Annotated in this window: 25 protein-coding genes; 16 read left to right on the top strand and 9 right to left on the bottom strand. The window is 72.2% G+C overall.

Translation table 11 applies throughout. The annotated features are described in order from the left end of the window. Window positions 1-144 precede the first annotated feature (144 nt). Window positions 145-921, bottom strand: a complete 777-nt coding sequence (map, locus tag AC07CM_RS01290) for a type I methionyl aminopeptidase (RefSeq protein WP_478874231.1) — start codon at window positions 919-921, stop codon at window positions 145-147. Between the two features lie 63 nt (window positions 922-984). On the opposite strand from map, the gene AC07CM_RS01285 reads away from it, so the two are divergent. The 9 genes from AC07CM_RS01285 to AC07CM_RS01245 all read left to right on the top strand — a co-directional run bounded on the left by AC07CM_RS01285 (window position 985) and on the right by AC07CM_RS01245 (window position 12,144). After that, the gene (locus AC07CM_RS01285; RefSeq protein ID WP_478874230.1) at window positions 985-1,236 is read left to right on the top strand and encodes a helix-turn-helix domain-containing protein; all 252 of its coding nucleotides are present in this window, start codon (window positions 985-987) and stop codon (window positions 1,234-1,236) included. A 149-nt stretch (window positions 1,237-1,385) separates the two neighbouring features. Next, window positions 1,386-3,134 carry a hypothetical protein gene (locus AC07CM_RS01280; RefSeq protein ID WP_478874229.1) on the top strand — a complete coding sequence of 583 codons (1,749 nt, stop codon included), beginning with the start codon at window positions 1,386-1,388 and terminating at the stop codon, window positions 3,132-3,134. A gap of 158 nt (window positions 3,135-3,292) precedes the next feature. After that, the gene (locus AC07CM_RS01275) at window positions 3,293-4,135 is read left to right on the top strand and encodes a nitrilase-related carbon-nitrogen hydrolase (RefSeq protein ID WP_478874228.1); all 843 of its coding nucleotides are present in this window, start codon (window positions 3,293-3,295) and stop codon (window positions 4,133-4,135) included. Further along, a complete protein-coding gene (locus AC07CM_RS01270; RefSeq protein WP_478874227.1) occupies window positions 4,132-5,415 on the top strand; it encodes an aspartate aminotransferase family protein in 1,284 nt (427 codons plus the stop codon). The genes AC07CM_RS01275 and AC07CM_RS01270 overlap by 4 nt, the downstream gene beginning before the upstream one ends. Before the next feature lie 16 nt (window positions 5,416-5,431). Then, entirely contained in the window at window positions 5,432-7,009 is a 1,578-nt protein-coding gene (locus AC07CM_RS01265) for a PucR family transcriptional regulator (protein ID WP_478874226.1), read from the top strand. 155 nt (window positions 7,010-7,164) lie between these two features. Next, window positions 7,165-8,007: a nitrilase-related carbon-nitrogen hydrolase gene (locus tag AC07CM_RS01260; RefSeq protein ID WP_478874225.1), complete on the top strand. Its 843-nt coding sequence runs from the start codon at window positions 7,165-7,167 to the stop codon at window positions 8,005-8,007. A 39-nt stretch (window positions 8,008-8,046) separates the two neighbouring features. Continuing rightward, on the top strand, window positions 8,047-9,450 hold the full coding sequence (gene hydA / locus AC07CM_RS01255) for a dihydropyrimidinase (RefSeq protein WP_478874224.1): 1,404 nt from the start codon (window positions 8,047-8,049) through the stop codon (window positions 9,448-9,450). Window positions 9,451-9,461: 11 nt separating this feature from the next. Beyond that, complete coding sequence (locus tag AC07CM_RS01250) at window positions 9,462-10,481, top strand: TIGR03842 family LLM class F420-dependent oxidoreductase (protein ID WP_478874223.1); 1,020 nt, start codon at window positions 9,462-9,464, stop codon at window positions 10,479-10,481. A gap of 127 nt (window positions 10,482-10,608) precedes the next feature. Further along, window positions 10,609-12,144 (top strand): NCS1 family nucleobase:cation symporter-1, encoded by a 1,536-nt coding sequence (locus AC07CM_RS01245; RefSeq protein WP_478874222.1) that lies wholly within the window; start codon window positions 10,609-10,611, stop codon window positions 12,142-12,144. A gap of 40 nt (window positions 12,145-12,184) precedes the next feature. Here AC07CM_RS01245 and AC07CM_RS01240 read toward each other — a convergent pair whose 3' ends face one another. Further along, window positions 12,185-12,661, bottom strand: coding sequence for a DUF3515 family protein (locus AC07CM_RS01240; protein ID WP_478874221.1), 477 nt, complete (start codon window positions 12,659-12,661; stop codon window positions 12,185-12,187). A 172-nt stretch (window positions 12,662-12,833) separates the two neighbouring features. Here AC07CM_RS01240 and AC07CM_RS01235 point away from each other — a divergent pair, with 172 nt between their 5' ends. Next, complete coding sequence (locus AC07CM_RS01235; protein ID WP_478874220.1) at window positions 12,834-13,313, top strand: TlpA family protein disulfide reductase; 480 nt, start codon at window positions 12,834-12,836, stop codon at window positions 13,311-13,313. A 19-nt stretch (window positions 13,314-13,332) separates the two neighbouring features. Here AC07CM_RS01235 and AC07CM_RS01230 read toward each other — a convergent pair whose 3' ends face one another. The 7 genes from AC07CM_RS01230 to AC07CM_RS01200 all read right to left on the bottom strand — a co-directional run bounded on the left by AC07CM_RS01230 (window position 13,333) and on the right by AC07CM_RS01200 (window position 19,354). Then, a complete protein-coding gene (locus tag AC07CM_RS01230) occupies window positions 13,333-13,986 on the bottom strand; it encodes a hypothetical protein (protein ID WP_478874219.1) in 654 nt (217 codons plus the stop codon). A 153-nt stretch (window positions 13,987-14,139) separates the two neighbouring features. After that, a complete protein-coding gene (locus AC07CM_RS01225) occupies window positions 14,140-14,694 on the bottom strand; it encodes a hypothetical protein (protein ID WP_478874218.1) in 555 nt (184 codons plus the stop codon). Then, window positions 14,672-15,955, bottom strand: a complete 1,284-nt coding sequence (locus AC07CM_RS01220; RefSeq protein ID WP_478874217.1) for a WXG100 family type VII secretion target — start codon at window positions 15,953-15,955, stop codon at window positions 14,672-14,674. Before AC07CM_RS01220 ends, AC07CM_RS01225 begins: the two co-directional genes overlap by 23 nt. Further along, window positions 15,955-16,254: a DUF6317 family protein gene (locus AC07CM_RS01215; protein WP_478874216.1), complete on the bottom strand. Its 300-nt coding sequence runs from the start codon at window positions 16,252-16,254 to the stop codon at window positions 15,955-15,957. Before AC07CM_RS01215 ends, AC07CM_RS01220 begins: the two co-directional genes overlap by 1 nt. Next, on the bottom strand, window positions 16,251-16,751 hold the full coding sequence (locus tag AC07CM_RS01210) for an SAV_915 family protein (RefSeq protein ID WP_478874215.1): 501 nt from the start codon (window positions 16,749-16,751) through the stop codon (window positions 16,251-16,253). Before AC07CM_RS01210 ends, AC07CM_RS01215 begins: the two co-directional genes overlap by 4 nt. Before the next feature lie 189 nt (window positions 16,752-16,940). Further along, window positions 16,941-18,005, bottom strand: a complete 1,065-nt coding sequence (locus AC07CM_RS01205) for a lipoate--protein ligase family protein (protein ID WP_478874214.1) — start codon at window positions 18,003-18,005, stop codon at window positions 16,941-16,943. Between the two features lie 425 nt (window positions 18,006-18,430). Beyond that, on the bottom strand, window positions 18,431-19,354 hold the full coding sequence (locus AC07CM_RS01200; RefSeq protein WP_478874213.1) for a LysR family transcriptional regulator: 924 nt from the start codon (window positions 19,352-19,354) through the stop codon (window positions 18,431-18,433). A 644-nt stretch (window positions 19,355-19,998) separates the two neighbouring features. On the opposite strand from AC07CM_RS01200, the gene AC07CM_RS01195 reads away from it, so the two are divergent. From AC07CM_RS01195 to AC07CM_RS01170, 6 genes are all read left to right on the top strand, one after another. Beyond that, window positions 19,999-20,781, top strand: coding sequence for an alpha/beta fold hydrolase (locus AC07CM_RS01195; RefSeq protein ID WP_478874212.1), 783 nt, complete (start codon window positions 19,999-20,001; stop codon window positions 20,779-20,781). After that, window positions 20,778-22,436 (top strand): amino acid adenylation domain-containing protein, encoded by a 1,659-nt coding sequence (locus AC07CM_RS01190; RefSeq protein ID WP_478874211.1) that lies wholly within the window; start codon window positions 20,778-20,780, stop codon window positions 22,434-22,436. Before AC07CM_RS01195 ends, AC07CM_RS01190 begins: the two co-directional genes overlap by 4 nt. Continuing rightward, on the top strand, window positions 22,433-22,705 hold the full coding sequence (locus AC07CM_RS01185) for an acyl carrier protein (RefSeq protein WP_478874210.1): 273 nt from the start codon (window positions 22,433-22,435) through the stop codon (window positions 22,703-22,705). The genes AC07CM_RS01190 and AC07CM_RS01185 overlap by 4 nt, the downstream gene beginning before the upstream one ends. Continuing rightward, window positions 22,702-23,862, top strand: coding sequence for an acyl-CoA dehydrogenase family protein (locus AC07CM_RS01180; protein WP_478874209.1), 1,161 nt, complete (start codon window positions 22,702-22,704; stop codon window positions 23,860-23,862). Before AC07CM_RS01185 ends, AC07CM_RS01180 begins: the two co-directional genes overlap by 4 nt. Window positions 23,863-23,953: 91 nt before the next feature. Next, window positions 23,954-25,168 (top strand): acyl-CoA dehydrogenase family protein, encoded by a 1,215-nt coding sequence (locus AC07CM_RS01175; RefSeq protein ID WP_478874208.1) that lies wholly within the window; start codon window positions 23,954-23,956, stop codon window positions 25,166-25,168. Then, window positions 25,162-25,492 (top strand): flavin reductase family protein (locus tag AC07CM_RS01170; RefSeq protein WP_478874449.1); only part of this gene is annotated, 331 nt, incomplete at its 3' end. The genes AC07CM_RS01175 and AC07CM_RS01170, both read left to right, overlap by 7 nt.

The raw sequence follows: 25,492 nt of genomic DNA, 5'->3' as shown, positions 1-25,492 counted from the left end.
TGGCGGGGCGCCTGCGGGGGTGAGGGGCTCGGGTCCGTCCGGCGGGTGCGGGTGGTCCTGGGCCGGTCGCGCAGTCCACCCGCCCCTTTGAGTCGGCCGTCGTGCGGGGTGGGGTGTGGTTGCCCGGGCGGTTCCCCCGTCCCTTCAGGTGGGCTGCCGGGCCGTGAGGATCCGCGGGCCCTCACTCGTGATCGCCACGGTGTGCTCCACATGTGCCGCCCGGGTCCCGTCGGCCGTGCGCAGGGTCCATCCGTCGCTCGCCTCGTAGTACGCGTCCTTGCCGCTCGCGATCAGCATGGGCTCGATGGCCAGGACCATGCCGTGGCGCAGCGGGAGTCCCCGGCCGGGGCGGCCCTCGTTCGGGACGTCGGGGTCCTCGTGCATGCGGTGGCCCACGCCGTGGCCGCCGAAGCCGCGGGGGATGCCGTAGCCGGCCGTGCGGCAGACGTTGCCGACGGCGTGTGCGATGTCGCCGATGCGGTTGCCGACGACGGCCGCCGCGATGCCGGCCGCCAGGGCGCGCTCGGCGGTGTCGATCAGACGCAGGTCCGCCTGGCGCGGCCGGCCGACCACGAAACTGATCGCCGAGTCGCCCGCCCAGCCGTCCAGCTCGGCACCGCAGTCGATGGAGACCAGGTCGCCGTCACGCAGGCGGTCGGCGGTGGGGATGCCGTGGACGATCGCGTCGTTGACCGAGGCGCAGATCACCGCCGGGAAGGGGGTCGGCGCGAACGACGGGCGGTAGCCGAGGAACGGCGAGGACGCCCCGGCCTCGCGCAGCACCTCCCGGGCCACCTCGTCCAGCTCCAGCAGGGTGACGCCGACGTCCGCCGCCTGCCGCACGGCCGTCAGGGCCCGCCCGACGACCTGGCCCGCCGCGTGCATCGCGTCGATCGACACGTCGGTCTTCAGCTCAACCATGCCAATTACTATACCGGTATTTGAATGGGGGTGGGTGCGGGGCGCGGTATTAGAATGGCCGGCATGGTGCGGACCCCTCTCACCCCTGAAGAGCGCGAACGCGGGGAGCGGCTCGGGCGGTTGCTGCGCGAGGCGCGCGGCGGGCGGAGCATGCCCGAGGTCGCCGCCGAGGCGGGCATCTCGGCCGAGACCCTCCGCAAGATCGAGACCGGGCGGGCGCCGACCCCGGCCTTCTTCACGGTGGCCGCGCTGGCCGCGGCGCTCGGGCTGTCCATGGACGAGCTGGTGACGCGGTGCGCGCCGGTGGGCGTCTGACGCGGGCCTCGGGCGGGCCGCTGCGCGCAAGGGCCGGGATCGCATGATGAGGTGCCCGCATGCTCCCGGAAAACTGTGCGTAGCAGGCTCGTAACACAGCTGGTGTTGCCTGACGACCGGAGTGCTGGGCGGTCGGGCGGGAGTCGGGCATGGCAGTGGATCAACTCCGGGGTCCTGTCCGGGAGTTCGCGAACTACCTGGACGGCCTCCTGGGGCGCCTGGACCAGGGTGGAGGCTGGTGCGGGGTCTTCTGGCAGCGGGACCCCGAGGGCATGCAGGCCTGTCTCGACGGGCGTGAGGTGCCGCCGTGGGACGTGCTGGAGGCGCTGCTGCAGGACCTCGCCGCGATGTACGGCCCCGCCGCCGCGGCGGCCGAGCGGGAACGGGTCCGCACCCTGCACGCGGCCGCCGTCTCGGCGTACGACGCCCGGCCCGGCGCCCGGGACGCCCTCGGCGACCGACTCGACGTGATGCTCCGGGAGCAGCGGTACGCCGCCGAGCGCGAGGCCGAGCTGAGCCGCCTGCTCGCGTCGGCCTCCTCCCGCGAGGAGGCCGACGCCCTCCGCCTGGACATCGCCTGGGCCCGCGACGACCACGAGAGGGCCACCGCCCGCTGCGCCGAACTCCAGCACCGAATGGCGGAGCTGGACCGACTGACCGTAGGCGTGCCGGACCCGGGCCCTGCGGCCCGTCAAGCGGCCGGGTCGGCGACGGATCCGGCCTTCAGGTCTGCCGCGTCCGGCCCTGGCACCGCGGCTCGCCCGGCCGTCGGTCACGTTGGGCCGTTGGCCGCGTCCAGCGGCAGCCACGACGGGCGGCCTGCCGCGCCCACCGGCGGTCCCGACCCCTGGTTCGCCGGGCCGGCCGCCGTCGAGCAGGCCTCTCGGCCGGGCGCGCCGGCCGGCCCTGTGGTCCGTCGAGTGGCCGGGGCCGCGATGGATCCGGCCTTACGGGCTGCCGCGTCGGGCACCGGCCCCGCGGTTCCCCGGGCGGACCGGTCCGCGGCTGACCCGGCCCCGCTTCGGCCGGGCGCGCCGGACACCGGCCCGGCAGCCCACCCGGTGGGTTCCGGCGCCGATCCGGAGGTCCCCCGAGTCGTTGCGCGTCCCGGCGGATCTCCCACCCGTGAGGTCACGCCTCCGCCCACCCCGGAGGTGGCCGCGCCCGCCAAGTCCCGTAAGCGGCGGCGGGGCAGTGCGCGGTTTGCCGGGATGGTGGAGGACGAGGCCGGACCCGTCGTCGTACCGCAGGCTCCCGCCCCGGTCGTGCCGGAGGCGCAGGCCGGGCGGCGTGGCCCGCGCGGGGCACGGTTCGCCGGGGCGGCGGAGGCCGTCGTGTCGGCGGAGGCCGCCGTCGAGGCGGTGGATCACGAGGCGGCTTCGGCCGTCGTCGGGGCCGTGGCCACGCTGGCGCGGCTGCGGGCGGAGGGGCGCAGTGGTGAGGCGCACGCGCTGCTGGTCGAGATCGCCCACTGGCCCGCCGCCCGCTTCCCGCTGCTCGCGGACGGCCTGCAGCGCGCCGGACTCGGCGCCGACTGGGCCACGCTGCTGTGGGAGGCCGCCTCGCTGCCCGCCGAGCGGCTGGTCGCCGCCGCCGACGCGCTGGAGGCCGCCGGAAGGGCCGCGGACGGGCAACAGATGCTGCGGCAGGGCGTGGCCAGGCCGGCCGCGGAGGTCGGCGCCGCCGTGCTGGGCCTGGACACCCGGGGACGGGACCGCGAGGTGCGGGCCCTGCTGGACGCCTACGTCCGCGTCCGCACCCCCGAGGAGGCCGCCCGCAGCGTCGCCGCCGACCCGCACCGCCTCGTCCCGCTGCTGCTCCGGGCCGCCCGGGGCGTCTCGGAGGAGCGCGAGTGGGACCTGGTGCACGCCCTGCGGGTCGCCGGACTCGCCCCCTGACCGGGCCGTGGGCTCACCCTAAGGAGTGTGAAACGAGATCGACTCAGCGGGTTGACGACGATGGTCTTGGCAAGGGCCCCGGCGAGGCTTACTTTCGAGCCTCTACGGGCCGTTTCTACGGGCGTAGAGGCTCGGACGTCGCGTCGAAGGAGCAGCTCATGGCCAACGTCGTACGTGCCGCACTGGTCCAGGCCACCTGGACCGGCGACACCGAGTCCATGGTGGCGAAGCACGAGGAGCACGCCCGCGAGGCGGCCCGCCAGGGTGCGAGGATCATCGGGTTCCAGGAAGTCTTCAACGCCCCCTACTTCTGCCAGGTCCAGGAGCCGGAGCACTACCGCTGGGCCGAGCCGGTGCCCGACGGCCCGACCGTCCGCCGGATGCGGGACCTCGCCCGCGAGACGGGCATGGTGATCGTCGTACCGGTCTTCGAGGTCGAGCAGTCCGGCTTCTACTACAACACCGCCGCCGTGATCGACGCCGACGGCACCTACCTCGGCAAGTACCGCAAGCACCACATCCCGCAGGTCAAGGGCTTCTGGGAGAAGTACTACTTCAAACCCGGCAACCTCGGCTGGCCCGTGTTCGACACGGCCGTCGGCAAGGTCGGCGTCTACATCTGCTACGACCGGCACTTCCCGGAGGGCTGGCGGCAACTCGGCCTGAACGGAGCCCATCTGGTCTACAACCCGTCCGCCACCCACCGCGGTCTCTCCTCGTACCTGTGGCAGTTGGAGCAGCCGGCCGCCGCCGTCGCCAACGAGTACTTCGTCGCCGCCATCAACCGCGTCGGCCAGGAGGAGTACGGCGACAACGACTTCTACGGCACGAGTTACTTCGTCGACCCGCGCGGGCAGTTCGTCGGCGACGTCGCCAGCGACAAGTCCGAGGAACTCCTCGTCCGGGACCTGGACTTCGACCTCATCGAGCAGGTGCGGCAGCAGTGGGCCTTCTACCGCGACCGCCGCCCCGACGCCTACGAAGGACTGGTGCAGCCGTGAACGACCTCTACGCCCGCCACCGCAACGTCCTGCCGGACTGGCTCGCCCTCTACTACGACGAACCGCTGGAGATCACGCACGGCGAGGGCCGCCACGTCTGGGACTCCGCAGGCAACAGGTACCTGGACTTCTTCGGCGGCATCCTCACCACCATGACGGCGCACGCCCTGCCCGAGGTGACCAAGGCGGTCAGCGAGCAGGCCGGCCGGATCGTCCACTCCTCGACGCTGTACCTCAACCGGCCGATGGTCGAACTCGCCGAACGCATTGCCCAGTTGAGCGGCATCCCGGATGCCCGGGTGTTCTTCACCACCTCCGGCACCGAGGCCAACGACACCGCCCTGCTGCTCGCCACCGCCTACCGGCGCAGCAACACGGTCCTGGCGATGCGCAACAGCTACCACGGCCGCTCCTTCAGCACGGTCGGCATCACCGGCAACCGCAGCTGGTCCCCGACCTCGCTGTCCCCGCTGCAGACCCTGTACGTCCACGGAGGTGTCCGCACCCGGGGCCCGTTCGCCGAACTGGACGACCGCGCGTTCATCGACGCGTGCGTGGCCGATCTGAAGGACGTCCTCGGGCACACCCGTCCGCCGGCCGCCCTGATCGCCGAACCGGTCCAGGGCGTCGGCGGCTTCACCTCGCCCCCGGACAGCCTGTACGCGGCCTTCCGCGAGGTGCTGAACGAACACGGGATCCTGTGGATCTCCGACGAGGTGCAGACCGGATGGGGACGCACCGGCGAGCACTTCTGGGGCTGGCAGGCGCATGCCCGCAGCGGCCCGCCGGACATCGTCACCTTCGCCAAGGGCATCGGTAACGGCACCTCCATCGGCGGGGTGATCGCCCGCGCCGAGATCATGAACTGCCTTGACGCCAACAGCATTTCCACCTTCGGCGGCACGCAGCTCACCATGGCCGCCGGCCTCGCCAACCTCACCTACCTCGTGGAACACGACCTCCAGGGCAACGCCCGGCGGGTCGGCGGACTGCTCATCGAGCGGCTGCGGGCCGTCGCCGCCCAGCTGCCCGGTGTCCGGGAGGTGCGCGGGCGCGGCCTGATGATCGGCGTCGAACTGGTCAGGCCCGGGACCGACGAGGCCGATCCGCAGGCGGCCGCCGCCGTCCTGGAGGCGGCCCGCGAGGGCGGACTGCTCATCGGCAAGGGCGGCGGCCACGACACCAGCGCCCTGCGCATCGCCCCACCGCTGTCGCTGACCGTCGCGGAGGCCGAGGAGGGCGCGGCGATCCTCGAGAGCGCCCTGAGGAGCACGTACTAGAGAACGGTTGACGGCCATGACCACCCCCTCGGAGTCCCGACACGCCCACCTGCCCGAGCCCGCTCTCTCCGTCCGCCAGGTGCTCACCCTGGAGCGGGTCCAGGCCGGGGAGCCCGAGGTGGTGGCCGGCGCCGGGCACCTCGACCGGCCCGTGCGCTGGGTGCACGTCGCCGAGGCCGCCGACGTCGGCGTGATGCTCACCGGCGGCGAGATGGTGCTCACCACCGGCGTGCTGCTCGCCGGTGACGAGGCCAAGCAGGCCGAGTACATCCAGTCCCTGCACCGGGCGGAGGCCGCGGCCGTCGTGCTCGGGCTCGGGCGGGCCTTTCCGGCGCCGCCCGAGGTGATGCGCAGGGCCGCCGAGCGTTGCGGGCTGCCCCTGGTCGTCCTGCACCGGCCCTTCCCCTTCGCGGAGTTGACGGAGGAGGTCCAGTCCCGGCTGGTGCGGCGGAAATTCGCCGCCGTGAGCCTGTCGGAGACCGTGCGGACCGCGCTCACCGGGCTGATCACCGCGGGCGCCCCGCTCGGTCGGCTGCTCGACGAGGTCGCCCAGCACAGCGGCTGCCCGGTCGTCGTCACCAACCTCGCCCACCGCGTGCTCGCCACGGCGGGGGAGCGGCCGGCGGTGGACGACGTGCTGCGCGACTGGGAGCGGATCGCCCGGCAGGCGGGCGGCAGCGAGGGCGACGGCTGGATCCACGCCGAGCTGGGCGGACGCGGGGAGCGGTGGGGCCGGCTGCTGCTGTGCGGGTACCGGGGGGACTCGGCCACCGGGCGGCTGCTCGCCGACCGGGCCGCCGAGGCCCTCGTCCTGCACCGCATGCTCGGCGGCTCCCAGCACACCTGGGAGGAGCAGTCCGCGCAGGGCCTGCTGACCGACCTCGTCTCCGGGGTCGTGCCTGCCAGGCAACTGCTGCCCCGGGCACGGGCGGCCGGGCTGCCGGTGAACCGGCGGACCTTCGTGCCCCTCGTCGTCCCGGGCGGTGAGCCGGGCCAACTGGAGCGCGTGCTGCGGGTGTCGGGGATGTCCGGTCTCGTCGCCGAGCTGGCCGACGGGGCCACCGCCGTCCTGCTCAGCCTCCCCCGCGACCAGCGGGCCGAGGCGCTGACCGCGCACTTCGCGGCCAGGCTGCGGGCCACCGCCGGGACGCCGAACGCGGTGGTCGCCGCCGCCGATCCGCGCACCGACTGGGACGACGTGCCGGCCGGGCTGCGCGAGGCCCGGCATGTCGCCGACGCCGTGGCCGACTCCGCCGCCGCCCTCGACCTGCCGGCCGTCGTACGCCTGCGGGACGTCCATCTGCGCGGCCTGGTACGGCTGCTGAGGGACGACCCGCACGTGCAGTCCTTCGCCGAGCGGGAGCTGGACGGGCTGCTGTGCGACCCGGAGCAGGAACTGCTGAACGTGCTGCGCACCTATCTGGCGACCGGGCGCAACAAGTCCCGCACCGCGCAGCTCCACCACGTCTCCCGGCCCGCGCTCTACCGCCGCCTGGAGGCGATACAGGCCCGGCTCCGTGTCGACCTCGACGACTTCGAGCAGGCGGCCTCGGTGCACATCGCACTCCTCGCGCACGACGCGCAACAGGGGTGAAACATGCCACGACCTGGGAAAACGACGGTGAAACATGGGTTCGCGAACGCGTGACACGGTGGCACGCCGACCGGCCGCAGACGTGACACGCTGCCAATCGAACGGTCCATCCGGCCTTTCTACGCTCGCCGTACACCGAGCTACCGGAGGTCCCGATGAGCCGAGTGATCCGTGCCGCCCTCTTCCAGACCGCCTGGACCGGCGACAAGGAGTCCATGATCCAGGTGCACGAGCAGGCGGCCCGCGACGCGGCCGCGCAGGGCGCCCAGGTCCTGTGCTTCCAGGAGCTGTTCTACGGCCCCTACTTCTGCCAGGTCCAGGACAAGGCCTTCTACGAGTACGCCGAGCAGATCCCGAACGGCCCCACCGTCAAGCGCTTCCAGGCGCTCGCGAAGGAGCTGGGCATCGTCCTCGTACTGCCGATGTACGAGGAGGAGCAGCCCGGCGTCCTGTACAACACGGCCGCCGTGATCGACGCGGACGGCTCCTACCTGGGCAAGTACCGCAAGACCCACATCCCCCAAGTCCAGGGATTCTGGGAGAAGTTCTACTTCCGTCCGGGCAACAGCGGCTGGCCCGTCTTCGACACGGCCGTCGGCAGGATCGGCGTGTACATCTGCTACGACCGGCACTTCCCGGAGGGCTGGCGGGCGCTCGGCCTCGCCGGTGCCGAGATCGTCTTCAACCCCTCGGCCACCTCGCGCGGACTGTCCCGCTACCTGTGGCAGCTGGAGCAGCCGGCGGCGGCCGTCGCCAACGAGTACTTCGTCGGCGCGATCAACCGCGTCGGTGTCGAGGACCTGGGCGACAACGACTTCTACGGCACGACCTACTTCGTGGACCCGGAGGCCCAGTTCGTCGGCGAGGTGGCGAGCGACAAGGAGACCGAACTCGTCGTACGCGACCTGGACCTGGCCAAGCTCCGCGAGGTCCGCGACCGCTGGCAGTTCTACCGCGACCGGGCCCCGGGGGCGTACTCGCCGCTGACAGCACCCTGATCGCACCGACGCACCGTTCACCCTGGGAGGAGAGGGACCATGAGCAGCCGTACCGTGATCCGCGGTGGTCTCGTCATCACCGCGTCCGACGAGATCCACGCCGACGTCCTGATCGAGGACGGCCGCATCGCCGCCCTCGCCGCCTCGGGCACGCCCGCCGCCGAGGCGTTCACCGGCGAGCGGGTGATCGACGCCACCGGCAAGTACGTCATCCCGGGCGGGGTCGACGCCCACACCCACATGGAGCTGCCGTTCGGCGGCACCTTCGCCTCCGACACCTTCGAGACCGGCACCCGGGCCGCCGCCTGGGGCGGTACCACGACGATCGTCGACTTCGCGGTGCAGAGCGTCGGCCACACCCTGCGCGAGGGCCTTGACGCCTGGCACGGCAAGGCCGAGGGCAACTGCGCGATCGACTACGCCTTCCACATGATCGTCTCCGATGTGAACCAGGAGACGCTCAAGGAGATGGACCTGCTCGTCGAGGAGGGCGTCACCTCGTTCAAGCAGTTCATGGCCTACCCGGGGGTCTTCTACTCCGACGACGGCCAGATCCTGCGCGCCATGCAGCGCTCCGCCGAGAACGGCGGCCTGATCATGATGCACGCCGAGAACGGCATCGCGATCGACGTGCTGGTCGAGCAGGCGCTGGCTCGGGGAGAGACGGACCCCCGCTACCACGGGGAGGTCCGCAAGGCCCTGCTGGAGGCCGAGGCCACCCACCGTGCCATCCGGCTCGCGCAGGTCGCCGGAGCGCCCCTGTACGTCGTGCACGTCTCGGCCACGGAGGCGGTGGCCGAGCTGGCCAGGGCGCGGGACGAGGGGCTGAACGTCTTCGGCGAGACCTGCCCGCAGTATCTGTTCCTGTCCACCGACAACCTCGCCGAGCCCGACTTCGAGGGCGCCAAGTACGTCTGCAGCACGCCCCTGAGGCCGAAGGAGCACCAGGCCGCCCTCTGGAGGGGCCTGCGCACCAACGACCTGCAGGTGGTCTCCACCGACCACTGCCCCTTCTGCTTCGTCGGCCAGAAGGAGCTGGGCCGAGGCGACTTCTCCAAGATCCCCAACGGCCTGCCGGGCGTGGAGAACCGCATGGACCTGCTCCACCAGGCGGTCGTCGACGGGCACATCTCCCGCCGGCGCTGGATCGAGATCGCCTGCGCGACCCCGGCCCGCATGTTCGGCCTGTACCCGAAGAAGGGCACCATCGCCCCCGGCGCCGACGCCGACGTCGTCATCTACGACCCGCACGCCGAGCAGATCATGTCCGCCGAGACCCACCACATGAACGTCGACTACTCGGCGTACGAGGGCAGGCGCACCACCGGCCGGGTCGAGACCGTCCTCTCGCGCGGCGAACCCGTCATCACCGAGCGGGAGTACACCGGACGCGCCGGGCACGGCGTCTACACCCCGCGCTCCACCTGTCAGTACCTCAACTAGGAGTGGCGCCCATGGACTTCGGACTCGTCCTGCAGACAGACCCGCCGGCCTCCCGCGTCATCAGCCTGATGAAGCGGGCCGAGCGCAACGGCTTCACGTACGGGTGGACCTTCGACTCCGCCGTGCTCTGGCAGGAGCCGTTCGTGATCTACAGCCAGATCCTCGCCAACACCACGAGGCTGAAGGTCGGCCCGATGGTCACCAACCCGGGCACCCGCACCTGGGAGGTCACCGCCTCCACCTTCGCCACCCTCAACGACATGTTCGGCAACCGGACCGTCTGCGGCATCGGCCGCGGCGACTCCGCGATGCGGGTCGCGGGCCGCAAACCCAACACCCTGGCCCGCATCAGCGAGGCCATGAAGGTCATCCGCGCCCTCGGTCACGGCGAGGAGGCCGACCTCGGCGGCGCCAAGATCCGGTTCCCGTGGATCAGGGAGGGTGCCGAACTCCCCGTCTGGATGGCCGCGTACGGCCCCAAGGCGCTGAAGATGACCGGAGAGGAGGCCGACGGGTTCATCCTCCAGCTCTCCGACCTGTACCTGACCGAGTACATGGTGAAGGCCGTCAAGGACGCGGCCGTGGCCGCCGGCCGCGACCCGTCCGAGGTCACCATCTGCGTGGCCGCCCCCGCCTACGTCACCGAGGACGACTCGCCCGAGGCGCTCGCCCACGCCCGCGAGCAGTGCCGCTGGTTCGGCGGCATGGTCGGCAACCACGTCGCCGACCTGGTCGCCAAGTACGGCGAGCACTCCTCCCAGGTCCCCGACGAACTCACCGAGTACATCAAGGCACGGCAGGGCTACGACTACGCCCACCACGGGCGCAGCGGCAACCCCGACACCCAGTTCGTCCCCGACGAGATCGTGGACCGCTTCTGTGTGATCGGCCCGCCCGAGAAGCACGTCGCGAAACTGAACGCGCTGCGCGAGCTGGGCGTCGACCAGTTCGCGGTGTACGACATGCACGACGCCCAGGAGGCCACCATCGACGCCTACGGCACGAAGGTGATCCCGGCCGTCAACGCCTGACCGTCCCCACCCCGTCGATCTCCCCCTCCCGGCGTCCCGGGAGGGGGCCAGGGCGCTTCCCCGCGCACCCCCCTCGGAGCCACCCGCACGGCCTCTTGCGACCCACCCCTCTTCGATTGGCCTGCCCATGACCGACACCGCTCCCACGGCCATACCGCCGACCGCCCAAGTCACCCTCGCCGACGGCCGGGTGGAGATAGCCCCTGGTTCGCCGCAGCCCAGCGGCCCCTACGCCAACGAGGACCTGCTCCCCGTCCCCGTGGCGAAGCGCACCTGGACGACGTACAACTTCTCCGCGCTGTGGGTCGGCATGGCCCACAACACGGCCTCCTGGACGCTGGCCTCCGGTCTGATCGCGGTCGGCATGGACTGGAAGCAGGCCGTCTTCACCATCGCCCTCGCCAACCTGATCGTCCTCGTCCCGATGCTGCTCACCGGGCACGCGGGGCCCAAGTACGGCATCCCCTTCCCGGTCTTCGCCCGCGCCTCCTTCGGGGTGCGCGGCGCCAACCTCCCCGCGGTTGTACGGGCGTTGGTGGCCTGCGGGTGGTTCGGCATCCAGACCTGGATCGGCGGCGAGGCCATCTACTTCCTCGCCGGCAAGCTCATCGGAGACAGCTGGGCGAACGCCTCGCACATCGGCGGCTACGCCTGGACCATGTGGCTGTCGTTCGCGATCTTCTGGGTGATCCAGGTCGCCATCATCCATCGCGGCATGGAGACGATCCGCCGCTTCGAGAACTGGGCCGCGCCCTTCGTTCTGGTCGGCGCGTTCGTGATGCTGTGGTGGATGAGCAGCAAGGCCGGCGGCGTCGGCCCGCTGTTCGACCAGCCGTCCCAGCTGGGCTGGGGCGGCGAGTTCTGGAAGCTGTTCTGGCCGTCCCTCATGGGCATGATCGGCTTCTGGTCCACGCTGTCGCTGAACATCCCCGACTTCACCCGGTACGGCAAGAGCCAGAAGGCCCAGACCTGGGGCCAGGCCCTCGGCCTGCCGACCACGATGACCCTCTTCGCCTTCCTCTCCGTGCTCGTCACCTCCGGTTCGCAGGCCGTCTACGGCAAGCCCGTCTGGGACCCGGTGCAGCTCGCCGCCAAGACGGACAACGTGGTCGGCCTGCTCTACGCGCTGGTCACCGTGCTGGTGGCGACCCTGTCCGTGAACATCGCGGCCAACCTGGTCTCCCCGGCCTTCGACTTCTCCAACGTGGCGCCCAGAAAGGTGAGTTTCCGCATCGGCGCCCTGATCACCGCGGTCCTCGCCGTGCTGATCTTCCCGTGGAAGCTGTACTCCGACCCGCAGGGCTACATCTTCACCTGGCTCGGTCTGGTCGGCGGCCTGCTCGGCACGGTCGCGGGCATCCTCGTCGCCGACTACTGGATCCTGCGCCGCACCCGCCTCGCCCTCGCCGACCTCTACCGCGTGGGCGGCCGCTACTGGTACTCGGGCGGCTGGAACTGGCGGGCGGTGGTCGCCTTCGTGGCCGGCGGCGTCCTCGCGATCGGCGGCGCGGACTTCCATCCGCTGATCGACGGCCGCCCCGTTCCGGCCCTCAAGTCCCTCGCGGACTACGGCTGGGCGGTGGGCCTCGGTACCTCCCTGGTGCTGTACCTGGTGCTGACGCTGCTGACCGGACGGAGGGAGCGGGCGGCGCAGACCGTCTGAGCGAGGGGCACCCCGGCGGCCGGCGGCCGCCGGGGCCCGGCTACACGCAGTGCGACCGCTGCGGGATCGCAGCGACCGCCTTCGACAGGTCGAGCAGCACCGTGTCCACGGCCCGCACACCGGGCGACACCGTCACCTCCACGGCCGGGCTGCGCCCGTAGGAGACGAGGACCTGCTTCCCCGACTGCCGGGAGCGGGTCTGCTCGATCAGCCAGTCCACGCCGTTCACGCTCACGCACGGGTCCAGGGACGGGCCCGGCGAGGTCAGTCCGCACCGGGCGGTGACGGCGCCCCCGCCCCACGCCTCGGCGCCGGTCACCCCCACCCCTTCGCGGCCGTGACCGTCCAGCCGCGCGGGCCACCGCCCGGCCAGACCCGTACACGCCGCCGTGGACGCCCGCTCGGCCGGGCGTAGCCCGTAGTGCGGGCCGCCCTCGTCCCCCGCCCACCATGCCCAGCCGGCCGCCGCCGTCACGACCGCCGGCGCCCCGGCCCCGACCGCGTACCGCACCCGCACCACAGCCCCCGTGTGTCATGGTCCCGGCGTTCGCCGGAGTTCGTCCCCGCCGGAACCTACAACACCCCAAGATCCGTGCCGCGTCCGGCTGTTGCGATACTCGTGCCTTGTGAAGACGCGATTTCTGCCGTGGGCCGCGGCCTGCCTGGCGCTGGCTTCCTGCCATGCGGGAATGGCCACCGCCGGCCCGGCCGACGAGACGAGCGGACCGGTTCCCGCCGCACAGCGCAAGGCCGCGCCCGACTTCTCCGGGGACAGCCTGGACGGCAAGCCCCTGCGGCTGTCCGACTACCGCGGCAAAGTGGTCGTGCTCAACGCGTGGGCCTCCTGGTGCGGCCCGTGCCGGGCCGAGGCGCCCGAACTCAGTGCGGCACAGAAGCACCTCGCCGCCAAGGGCGTTCAGGTCCTCGGGCTCAACACCGACGCGGACGCCTCCCGCGGCCGGTCCTTCCAGCGGGACCACCACCTCGGCTACCCCAGCTTCAGCGACCCCTCCGGCCGCGAGATGCTGCGGTTCCCCAGGGGTTCGGTGCCGCAGGGCGTGCCGTTCACGGTCGTCATCGACACCCGCGGCAGGATGGCGGCCTTCCACTCCGGCGGCGTCACCGAACGGGAACTGCACGACCTGGCACTGCCGCTCGCACGGTCCTGAGAAGCGGTCCGCCGGACGGTCAGTTTTGCAGCGCGGCGACGGCGGCCTTCGCGGCCTTGATGGCGCCCTTGTTGATCTCGTCCGTGCTCGGGGCCTTCTTCGTCTCGAAGTCGCTGCCGTTGTACGTGACGATCACCAGGGCGTTGGAGACGCGGGCCAGCACCACGCCCTCACGGGTCTCCTGCTTGTCCTCCGTGGTGAGGTTCACGATGGAGTAGCCGCTGTCCCCGAGCCCCGGGACGGCCCCTCCGCCGCTCTTCTCGGTGACGCGCTGCTGGTACTGCTTCGTGGCCTCCTGGTCGGACTTGGCGATCTCGAACGAGACGTCGAGCCAGCGGTAGGCGTACCCCTTGAGGGCGTTCCAGGAGCAGGTGCGGCGCAGCTCGGTGTCCGTCGAGGGGATCTCCTTGCCCGCCGTCTTCGCGCCCGGCACCAGGGACTTGACGGTCGCCGCGGGCACGCCGGCGCAGGGGGAGGGCGCGGTGGCGTACGTCTTCGACACCGCGGTCGAGGACGGTGCGGAGGCCTGCTCGGTCGGGGTCTCCCGGGTCTGCCGGTGATCGGCGGCGGACGGTGCTTCCGGGCCCGACGTCAGTGCCCAGCCGGCGCAGGCCAGCACGGCGACCGGTGTCAGACGCGCGATGAGGGCGAGCGGCAGAGGAAGAGAACGCACGGCGCACTTCTCGTGGGGGAGGGGGTGCGGAGTGGGGGTCCGCATGGTGGACGGGGACGACAGTTTCACACGAGTACCTGTGGGGCGGAAGGGCCAACTCGCTGCGTACCCGGCCGGTTACGGCAGCCCGCTCATGACGTACTGCTTTGTCCCTTATGCTCCTTGACGTGTCGCGGGTCGGGTGGCGTGCTCCTCGAGCCACCGGCGGGCGCCGACCTCGCTGGGGTACTCGCGGACGGTGAGCCAGGCGACGAGCCGGCCGGCGACATAGGCCCCGAACGCCGGCATCACGGGCGCGGCGAGCAGCACGAGCCCGCGGCCCAGGGCGATCCGGCCCGGGACGCGCCGGTCGTGGTCGCGCTTGGCCTGGACGGTCCGGGCGGGATCGGGGGGATCCAGCAGCGCCTCGCGGTGCTCCCGGCGCTGGGCCACCCCGCCCCACACCAGGGCCACGACGGACGCGGCCACCTGCACGCCGTCCCACACGACCCGCACACCGGACGGCAGAAGGTCGCGGACCCCCTCGTACAGGCCCAGCGCGAAGAGGGAGAACAGGGCCATGGCGAGGACGACGAACACCGTCGTACGGGCGCGGCGCAGCCAGTAGGGCGCGCCGCGCCGGTACCAGGTCCGGCCCAGCCGCGGCAGGGCCGGAACCGGGACGGAATACCCGGGGGCCGGGGCCTCAGAAGATGCTCGTGACGCCATGCCAGACATCCTTCACCAGTCGCTTTCCGTCGTCGACGGTCTCCGAGGCGACGTGCTTCGTGCCGGTCCACACGCCCCCGACGACCCCGTGGTCGTGGATGTCCTCGCTCCAGTGCTCGTGGAAGGCGTGGTCGAGGACGGACGTCGCGGCGACCACCGTGCCCACGCCGACCGCGGCGACGGCGACGGCACCCTCGACGGGCAGCGCCGCCGTGATCGCCGCACCGGCGGCCAGACCGCCGAGGGCGACGCCGCCGTCGACGACGACGGAGTGCTGCCAGGACCAGCCCTTGTCGTGGTCGTCCTTCGCCTCGATCAGCCCGCACGCGGCGGCCGCGGCGACGTCCAGCACCGGCAGCTCCCGGAGGGCCTCCGGCAGCGCTTCCAGCCCCTTGCCCAGCCGCAGCGCGTCGGCGGCGTCGGCCAGTTTGACGTTCAGGGCGCGGTCGTAGGGCAGTTTGGTGCTGCCGTTGTCGGCGCGTGCGATGTCCTCCTCCAGCGCGCCGACCTTGTCGACCGCGTCGCGGTAGGCGCTCTTGGCGGGCAGGTCGTCGGGCATCTTGCGGCCCTGCTGCTGGAACACCTTGCGCTCGGCGCGGAGCTGCTTCTTGGCCGCCTGCGCCTCGGCCCTGGCCGAGTCGATGTGCGCGCGGGCCTCCTTGCCCCCCGCCCGGGCGTCCTCGGCGTCGTACGCGTACAGGCCGCGCAGCGCGTCGTACAGGGTGACCTTGTCGCCCGGCGACACCGAGCCGTCCTTCGACGTGACCTTGTCGTACAGCCCCTGCAACTGCTGCGCCGCCACCAGACGCGCGTGCTGCGCGGTGTGCAGGATCTCGTCGCGCGCCTTGGCGTACTCGTTCATCGCGGAGATGGTCTTCTGGTCGTCCGCGCTCGGGGGATTCGCCGTCATGATGGGCTGCGGCGCGCCCTTGGGGTCCGTCGCCACGCCCTTGCGGACCGCGATGTGCTGCGTGTTCTGCAGCGACGTCTCGCACGTGGACAGCGCGTCGGCGAGGGTCTGGAGGATCTCGCCCGCCGCGTGCACCAGTTCGGCGAAGCCGCCGGCGGCCAGCGCGTCCTCGCTCCACCTGGCGCGGAAGCCCTCGGCGGCCTCCCCCTTCCAGCTCGCGTCGCCGACCAGCTTCTCGACGGAGCCGCTGAGCGGCTTGACCACGTCGTCGAGCTTGTCCTTGGCGTTCTTGTACGTCTCGGCCATCGTGCGCAGTCCGCCGATGTCGCCGCCGACCCAGCTGTCACCCATCAGTTCTCACCCGCCATCAGATCCTCGAACACCCCGTGGACGTCCACGTCGTGCCGGTGGAAGGAGTCCCGGGCGTAGGCGACCTTGTCCCCGTGGTCGTCCATCCGGTCGGCCATGCCGATGTGCAGCGAGATGATGAGGTCCGCGACCTCCTTGACGGCCGAGTCCAGGCCCGCGTCGCCGCCGCCGACCACGGGCGGCGCCACGTCGGGGTGCAGCTCTCGGTAGTGGCCCGCCTGGTCGTGGAAGGTCTTCGCCATCGTGGCGAGGTCGTCGTAGACCGCCTTGAAGTCGCTCACCGGCGCACCTCTCGCGCGTAGGCGGCCACGTCCCGCGGCCGCCAGTGGGGTTCCCCGGGCGTCACCGCCGGGTCGAGCAGCACGGGAACGCCCTGTTCGGCCACGTTCTCCGCGAGCGGGCCGAGCGAGGCGGCGACCCACGGCTGCGCCTCGCCCAGGGCCTCCGCCAGCTTCCGGGGCGTGCTGAACGCGAACGCCACGGTGCCGTGCGCGGGATGCTCGAACAGTTCGAGGACGATGAAGGGCACGCGCGCGGGGCGGCCGTTCGTACCGGTCCCGTTGACGGACCTCGGATGCGCCGGTACGCACACGGGCGTGTGGTAGGCGGGCACACCCGGCCGGGGGCGGGCACGGTCGTCCGAGGCCGGGCCAGGCGGCGGGGCCGCCGCCACGAGGTCCAGCAGCGGCGAACGTGGAGGATCCTGCTCGGGCACCCGCTGTCCCGGCGGATCCGGCTCCACGAAATCGAGCAGGCGTGAACGTATCGGCGCCCCCACCCCCGTCACCTCTTCCCCGTGGTTCCCGTGGCTGATCTGGGCTCGACCACGGTAGCCAGCGGGCAACGGACCAAATCCGGCTATGTCGGGGCGGCCGCCCGGACGTACACGGAACTCATACGACCCTTTGGCCGAGGGCAGGGCAGTCCTTGACCCGTTCCTGAACCGGTGCCGTCCCGGGGCCGGCGGCTACGGCACTCTCGCCGTCCACTCCGGGGCCGCGAACTTGGTTTCGGCCAGCGTCCGGGCGCGCCCCAGCTCCTCGGCCGTGACCTCGCCCCGTACCAGTCCGTACCGTGCGCGGAAGGACTCGATCATCCGGTCGATGACCGACTCGCGCGGCAGCCCGGTCTGCCGGCGCAGCGGGTCCACCCGCTTCTTCGCGCTCTTCGTCCCCTTGTCGGACAGCTTCTCCCGCCCGATGCGCAGCACCTCGACCATCTTGTCGGCGTCGATGTCGTACGACATGGTCACGTGGTGCAGCACGGCACCGGGCCCGCCGCCGGGGCCGACGAGCCGCTTCTGCGCCGCGCCCGCGATCTTGCCCTGGTCGGTGGCGATGTCGTTCAGCGGCTGGTACCAGGCCCGGATCCCCATCTCGCCGAGGGCGCCCAGCACCCAGTCGTCCAGGTAGGCGTAGCTGTCCTGGAAGGACAGGCCCTGCACGAGGGACTCGGGCACCGAGAGCGAGTAGGTGATCGTGTTGCCGGGCTCCACGAACATCGCGCCGCCGCCGGAGATCCGCCGCACCACCTCGATGCCGTGCCGGGCGGCACCCTCCGGGTCCACCTCGTTGCGCAGCGACTGGAAGCTGCCGATGATCACCGCCGGGGCGCCCCACTCCCACACCCGCAGCGTCGGCGGCCGCCGGCCCGCGGCGACCTCGGCCGTCAGCACCTCGTCCAGCGCCATGTGCAGCGCGGGGGACTGAGGGCCCTCGTGGATCAGCTGCCAGTCGTAGTCCGTCCAGTCCGTGGCGCGTGCGAGCGCCCGGCGCACCGCGGTCCCGACGCCCTCCGAGGTCAGGCCGTACATCACGGTTCCCTCGGGCAGTGCCGCGTCGATCCTCGCGGCCAGGCCCGCCGCGTCCGTGTCCGCCGGGGCGCCCTCCAGCGCACCGTTCACCGCGTCGAGTGCCTCGTCCGGCTCCAGGAAGAAGTCGCCCGCCACGCGAACGCGGCGCAGCGCCCCGTCCTCGACCTCCACGTCCACCACGACGAGCTTGCCGCCGGGCGCCTTGTACTCACCGTGCACCGTCTGGGCCTCCGTTCCCGTGCACGAGATCAACGCCGCAGGTCGCCGGGGTGTTCCCGGGCGGCGATCGCGTCCGTGCGTTCGCCGGGGACGCAGCCGACCCGGGCTTTCGACACCGCGGGCCGCCGAGGGGACGGTGAGCCGGCCGTGCGGCTTCGTCGCGCACGAGACGGCCGCCGAGGGGCGACCGCCGCACCGCCCCGACCGCGGCCGGTGCGCTGCGACGGGGAGCCGAAACCGCCGCGGCCGAACCTCCGCGCCGGCGGCACCGCCTGTGTGAGCGCGCGCCTCGGCGAACCCCTGCGACGGCGGCCCGGGCGCGCGCGGCGCCGGGGCGGTTGCCCGCCGCCGCATCGCCACGCGCGCCTGTCGGCTCGCAGCCGCGGGGACCACCGGGAACCGGCGGACCCTCGGCTGCGCCGAGGTCACGGCCGGCTGACGCCGCCCGCCGTCGCGCGGTCGGCACCGTACGCGGCGACTCTGTGGTCGGCCTGGGGGAGTTGGCCGCCGCTCACGTCGCGCCACACGGTCTCGGCGAACCGGGCCGCCTGCGGGTGCGAGCCATGCGACGGATAGGCCAGGTGCAGGCGGACGGTGGGGGCGTCCCGCAGCGGGACGAACCGTACGGCGGGATGGTGGTAGCGGCGCGTGGAGTCCTCCGGCGCGGTTCCCACGCCCAGGCCCGCCGCCACCTTCTCGAGCCACTCGTCGTAGTTGGAGCATTCCGCACCCACCACCGGTCGCCGATCGGCGGGCCACATGTGAGGAAACGTCACTCCGCTGACCGTGTTGACGATCAGCGGCCACTCGGCCAGTTCCTCCCAGGCGAGTTCGTCCCGCTCGGCCAGCGCCCAGTGCGTGGGAACCGCCGCGACCCGCCTCTCCTCGTAGAGGAAGACACCGCGCAGATGCTTGGGCAGGGTGTCGCCGCGCAGCAGCGCGAGGTCCGCCGCTCCGGTGTCCAGTCCGGCGAGCGGTGTGTCGCAGCGGACGTACTCCACCCGCACGCCGCCCTCCTCGGCGAAGGAGGCCGCCATCAGGGACAGGCCGTCGGGCAGTCCCCAGCTGAAGCCCAGCCGCAGCTGCTCGCCCACCCGTATGCCGTCCAGGGTCGCCTGCAACGTCCTGAGCACCGGGACCAGTTCGTCGTGGAGTCGCCGGCCCTTGGGCGTGAGCTGGGTTCTTCGCGTCGTGCGGTCGAAGAGCCGGACGCCCAGGGCGTCCTCCAGGGATCGGATGCAGCGGGTCAGGGTCGGCTGGGCCACATGGAGTCTGCGGCCCGCCGCGCTGAATCCGCCGTCCTCGGCAACGGCGAGAAAGTACCTCAGGTGGCGAAGATCTACATCCATACTTCGAGAGCATAGGTGATCCGGCATAGCTATTTCTCCTCCATGCGTGGCACATCTAGTGTTTTCAACGGCGCCACGGCCGGCCGGACGATGCGGCGGCGGAGATCGCATCCGCAGCCCCATCAATCGTCCGTGCGGGCATTGGCGTCGGCATTCGAAGCACTGAGACGGGGGTCCCAGATTTTGTCTTTTCCTTACCTCTTGGCGTCGTTGCGCGGGCTGCCGACGGCGGGCGGTGTGGCCGTCGCCTGCCCGAGCGGGGCCGACCGCGTGGACCACGGCCGGCAGCCGGACCGGGCTGCCCCGAATGGACAAATGCGCAGGTAGAATCCGCCCTGCGGCGGTCCGGCCGTGGGCACTGCGCACGTCGTGCGGTGCACGATCGCGGCACTCGACGGCGCTCCGGCGCCGATGCGTCCGGCCCGTACGGCACGTGCGGCGACTCGCCCGCCCGACTGTGCCGCCGTTCTCGGCCGAGCCGCGATAATTCCGCGCCACTAGTTGGTTGAACGCTGAATCGGCTTGCGCTCTATTCAGCGACTCCCCTCCCGGTGATCCGGTGTGCCCTATTTATCGGGGAACGCGCTCCGGGTAATTCATCCTGCCGAAAACCGGGCAGGCACCCTCTTCTCGAAGGAATTGATGTGCCGGTAGCAGACACCCGACACGGACCGATCGAACACGTTGTTATCGACGGAGACCCGTCCCGTTCTCCGCTGGTCTTCCTGCACGGCGGCCTCGGCTGCGTCGCCGCCTGGGGGCGCTTCCCCGCCGCGGTCGCCGCCGCGACCGGGCGCCGAGCCCTGGTCTACTCACGTCCCGGCAACGGTGGCTCCGGTCCCGCCGCATCGCCCCACACGTCGCGCTACATGCACGAACAGGGGCAGCAGTTCCTGCCCGACCTGCTCGACCTGCTCGGCATCCACGACCCGGTCCTGATCGGACACAGCGACGGCGCCTCCACGGCACTGCTGTACGCATCGGTCAGGCCGGCCGAGGCCGTGGTCGTCATGGGACCGCACCTGTACTTCGAAGAGGCCAACCGCACCGGTATCGAGGCCGCGCGCGCCGCCTACGCGGCCGGACCGCTGCACCGCAAGCTCGCCCTGGTCCACGACGACCCACACGGCGTGTTCACGAACTGGAGCGAGCTGTGGCTCTCCGACGAGTTCCGGTCCTGGTCCATCGAGAACGACCTGGACGTCACCGCGCCGGTCCTCATGGTCCAGGGCGATCGTGACGAGTACGGCACGCTCGGCCAGCTCGACGCACTCCAGCGGGCGGTACGCGGTCCGGTGCGACGCCTGGTGCCCGAAGGGGTCGACCACTACCCGCACCTGGTCTGCCCGGACCTCGTCATCGACGCCATCACCGGTTTCCTCGCCGAGCACGCGACGGGCCTGCCCGCCGCCGGAGGCCCCCGATGACGACGCAGACGACGCAGACGACGCAGACGCGGACGACGCGGACCACCCCACCACGGCTGGACGACCTGCTCGCCGACGCCGCCCGGCGTCACCCCGACCGCCCCGCCCTCACCGGGCAGGGTGCCACCTGGACGTACGCCGAGCTGGAGCGGGCCGTTGCCGCACTCGCCGCCGAACTGACGGCCGCCGGCGTCCACCCGGGACAACGAGTCGGCGTCTACGCGCCGAAGACCCCGGCGACCGTCATCGCGCTGTACGCGGCTCTGCGCGCCGGTGCCGTGGTCGCCCCGATGGACGTCGCGGATCCCCCGCTGCGTACGGCCCGGATGCTGCGCAACGCGGGCATCTCCCTGCTGCTCACCACGGAACGGTTCCGGACCGCCGCCCGCGACGCCGCGACCGGGGCCCGTGACGCCGTACCCGAAGGCGACCGGCACGCCCCCGCCGAGCGCGAGTTCGGCCACGGGCTCGCCGCCCTCGAGGTTCTCAGGGCCGCCGAGCACCCGGCGACGCTGCCCGCGCCGGTCGACACCGGCGGGTACATCCTCTTCACGTCCGGCAGCACGGGCTGGCCGAAGGGCGTCCTGCTGTCCCACGAGAACGTCGCGCACTACGCGCTGTGGGCGGCCGAAGAGTTCGGGCTCATGCCCGAGGACCGCATCGGGTCGCAGGCCGCGCTCACCTTCGACCTGACCACCTTCGACCTGTACAGCGCCGCCGCGGCCGGAGCATGTGTCGTGCTGCTGCCCGACATGCTGCGCTCCTTCCCGCGGGACGTCGTCGGCTGGCTGAACGAGCAGCGGATCACCGCGTTCATGGCGGTGCCCTCCCTCTACCACAACCTGCTCCAGCAGGGCGGTATCGCCGACGCGCCGCCCCCCTCGCTCCGGATCGCGGCCTTCGGCGGGGAAGCCTTCGCCCCGCATCTGCTGGAGCGCTACCTCCGACTGCTGGGCGACCGGCCCTTCTACAACCTGTACGGCCCCACCGAGACCAACGCATGCACCTACTACCGGGTGCCGCGCGACTGGACGGCCGACCAGGAACTGACCATCGGGCGGGGCATCGGCGGCGTGCACATCGAGGTACTGGACGCCGACGGCCGCCCCACCGACGGTGAGGGTGAGATCCACATCGCCGGGCCGACCGTCTTCCAGGGCTATCTGCGTGACGGCCGGCTCACCGACCCGACCGTGCGGGTGCCGTTCCGCGACGGTGTCGTGCGCCGCGCCTACGCCAGCGGTGACCTGGGCCGCGTCACCGCCGACGGCCGGGTCTTCCTGCGCGGCCGCCGGGACTTCCAGGTCAAGCGCCGGGGCCATCGCATCGACCTGCTCGACATCGAGAGCGCCGCTCTCGAACTTCCGCGGGTCACGACGGCCGCGGCCGTGACCAAGGCCGGCGCCCACGCCGGGCAGATCTGGGTCTACACCCAGACAACCGCCACCGAACGGGAGTTGCTCGCGGAGCTGCGCACCGCCCTGCCGCACCGCATGCTCCCCGACCGGATCGTCCCGGTGCCGTCCCTGCCCGTCACCATCAGCGGCAAGGTCGACCGTCGCGCCCTCGCCGACGACATTCCGGCCACTTCGGTTCGGCACGCGGCCCCGGCCGCGAACACCCCTCCCACCACCCTTCAGGAGAACCCCTCATGAACGCGATCAACAGCGTCGAAGACCTCTGCGCCCTCGTCCAGAGCCGGATCACATGGGCGCGCGGCGAGGAGCCGCAGACCCTGGCCCCCGACACACCGCTGCTGGAGAGCGGGCTGCTCGACTCCCTGGCGATCATGGAGATCGTCGCCGCGCTGGACAAGCAGGCCGGCATCGAACTGCCCGAGACCGAGATCGTCGCCGCCAACTTCCGTACCCCGCTGGCCCTCTGGGCCGTGGTCCGGAGCGCACCACGCGGGGCGCAGGCATGAGCGACACCCTGACCCGGATGCTGCGCTGTGCCCCGGCACCGGCCGAGCGCGTCGTCGACGAGTTCCGCGAGCGCGCGGCGGAGGTGGCGGACAAGACGGCGGGCGACGACTTCCGCGCGCAGTGGCGCTCGCTGGCCGCACTCGGGGTGCTGCGCCGCACCGGCGGCGGCCCGGACGGGCCCGGACCGGTCACCCGCGGCCTCGCTGCGATCGAGGGGATCGGTCTCGCCGGGGTCGACCCGGGGCTGTGCTACGCGCTGACGTCGCAACTGTTCGGCATGCAGCACCCGTTGCACACCACCCTCTCGGGATCCGGCCAGGACATCACGGAGTCCGTCGAGGAGGGCCGGACCCTGCTGTGTCACGCGCTGACCGAGCGCCAGGGAGGCAGCGACCCGCTGTCCATGGCCAGCCGCGCCGAGCGGGACCGGGACGGCTACGTGCTCACCGGTGCGAAGACCTTCGTCACGGCCGCGCCGGTCGCCGACCTCGCCATCGTCTTCGCCCGTACGGCAGCGGGACGGACGCCGTTCGCCCTGACCGCCTTCCTGGTGCCGCTGGACACCCCGGGCGTCTCACGGGGCGAGACCTTCGACAAGACGGCCCTGCGTTCGGCCCCGATGGGGGAGCTGCTGTTCGACGGTGCCCGGCTCCCCGCCACGGCCGTCATCGGTCAGGAGGGCTCCGGGCTGGGCATCATGTCGGTCACGACCGCCTGGGAGCGCGCCCTGATCCTCGGCTACGCGCTGGGGCCGATGCGGTTGCTGCTGGACCGGACGGCGCGGTGGGCCCGCGAGCGGGAGCACTTCGGCCGCCGGATGGGCGCCAGTCACCAGGTGGCCGCCCGCATCAGCGACATGGCGATGGCGTTGCACCGCTCGCGGATCCAGCTCTACACGCTGGCCGCCGCCCTCGACGCGGGCACCGGCGCGCGTCAGCTCGCCGCCGAGGCGGCCCTGACGAAGATCTCGGTCTCCGAGGACTACCTGCGGATGACCGAGCACGCCGCCGCGCTTGCGGGCGTGCGCGCCTTCCTGCCGGACACCGACCTCGCCGCCGACCCCCTCAGCCCGCTGGCGGCCCTCACCTACGCGGGACCCAACGACCTGCTGAGGGTGGGCGTCGCGCGCCAGCTGGGCCTCCCCGTCGAGAACTGATCCGAGGAGAACTATGACAACGCCGACAACGCCGACAACGCCGATAGCGCCGATAGCGCCGACAGCACCGATACCGCCGACAACGCCGGCAATGCCGACAACGCCAACAACGCCGACAACGCTGACAACGATCCATCCGGACGACGTCCTCCAGCGGGCCACGGAGACCGGCGAGGCTCTGGCGCCGCTGGCAGCCGACGTCGACGCCGGGCGCGTCGACCTGGACCGCCCCTACGCCGTCCTGCGCGAGTCGGGCCTGCTCGGCGCCCTGGTTCCACGGGACGCCGGCGGCCTGGGCCTGAGCTTCGGCGAGTACTGGAAGCTGCTGGCCACGCTGGGGTCCTACAACGGTGCCGCCGCCGTCGGGTTCAACATGCACCACGTGGTGCTGGGCGCGCTCGCCGACTCGGCCGGCACCCCGCTGCCGCCCGCCGCCGAGAAGTTCCGCACCTGGATGCAGAACGAGGTGGTGCACGGCCGGAAACTCTTCGCGTCCGCCACCTCCGAGACCGGCCGCGGCGCCCGGCTGCGCGGAATGACCACGCGGTACCGGCTCACGGACGACGGCGAGCACTACGTCCTCAACGGGGCGAAGTCGTTCGTCTCGCTCGCCGGCGTCGCCGACTACTACGTGGTGGCCGCTGCGGCCGAGGGGCCCGAGGACACGGCGGAGGTCTCCCACTTCGTCGTCGCCGCCGACGACCCGGGCGTCACCTTCGGGCAGGTGCACAGCCTGTCCGCGATGTACGGGACGAGCACCGCGCCGATGACCCTCACCGACGTCGTCCTCCCGCGCTCCCGGCTGTACCTGGGCGTTGAGGGCATGTCCCTGTTCAAGGTGGTGCGCGAGCCGCACTGGATGGTGGCCGGCTACACCGCCGCCTATCTCGGCATCGCCGAGGCCGTCTTCGAGTACACCGTCCGCTGTGTGACGGCGGCGCCGTCCCGCGCCGAGTCGCCCGTGGTCCAGCAGGAACTGGGCCGGATGTCGGCGCGGTTGCGGGCCGCCCGCGCCCTCGTCCACGAGGCCGGTGACGCCGTGGACCGCGAGCGCGGCAGCCTGGAGGCCAACGCCCTGGTCCACGCGGCCAAGTACCTGGTCGGCGAGATCGGGCCGCAGCTGGCGCAGGACGCGACACGGGTGTGCGGCTCTGCCGCGGTCAGCCGGTCCCAGCCCCTGGAGCGGCTGATCAGGGAGGCCTCCTTCGCCTCCGTGATGCCGGCCAAACCGCACGACTGCCTGGAGTACCTCGGCAAGGCCGCCGTCGGCGTCAACCTCTACGACGCCCGGGCCTTCGCATGGTGACGCCGGCGGCGGACGAGACCACCGTGGCCGCGGCCGACTTCCGCGCGCTGATGGCCTCTCATCCCGGCGGGGTGGCCGTGATCACCACCGCCGACGAGCAAGGGGTGCCGTACGGGTTCACCTGTACCGCGCTGTGCTCGGTCTCGCTGGACCCGCCTCGGCTGCTGGTGTGCGCGGCCCACAGCGGCCGCACGCTGCCGGTGCTCACCGCGCGCGGTGCGTTCGTCGTCAACCTGCTGCACGCGGCCGGCCGGGGGGGGGGGGGGGGGGGGGGGGGTGGGGGGGGGGGGGGGGGGGTGGGGGGGGGGGGGGGGTTGGGGGCGC

This window comes from Streptomyces sp. NPDC044061, from assembly GCF_056434305.1.
This window is presented reverse-complemented; position numbering and strand designations above follow the sequence as displayed.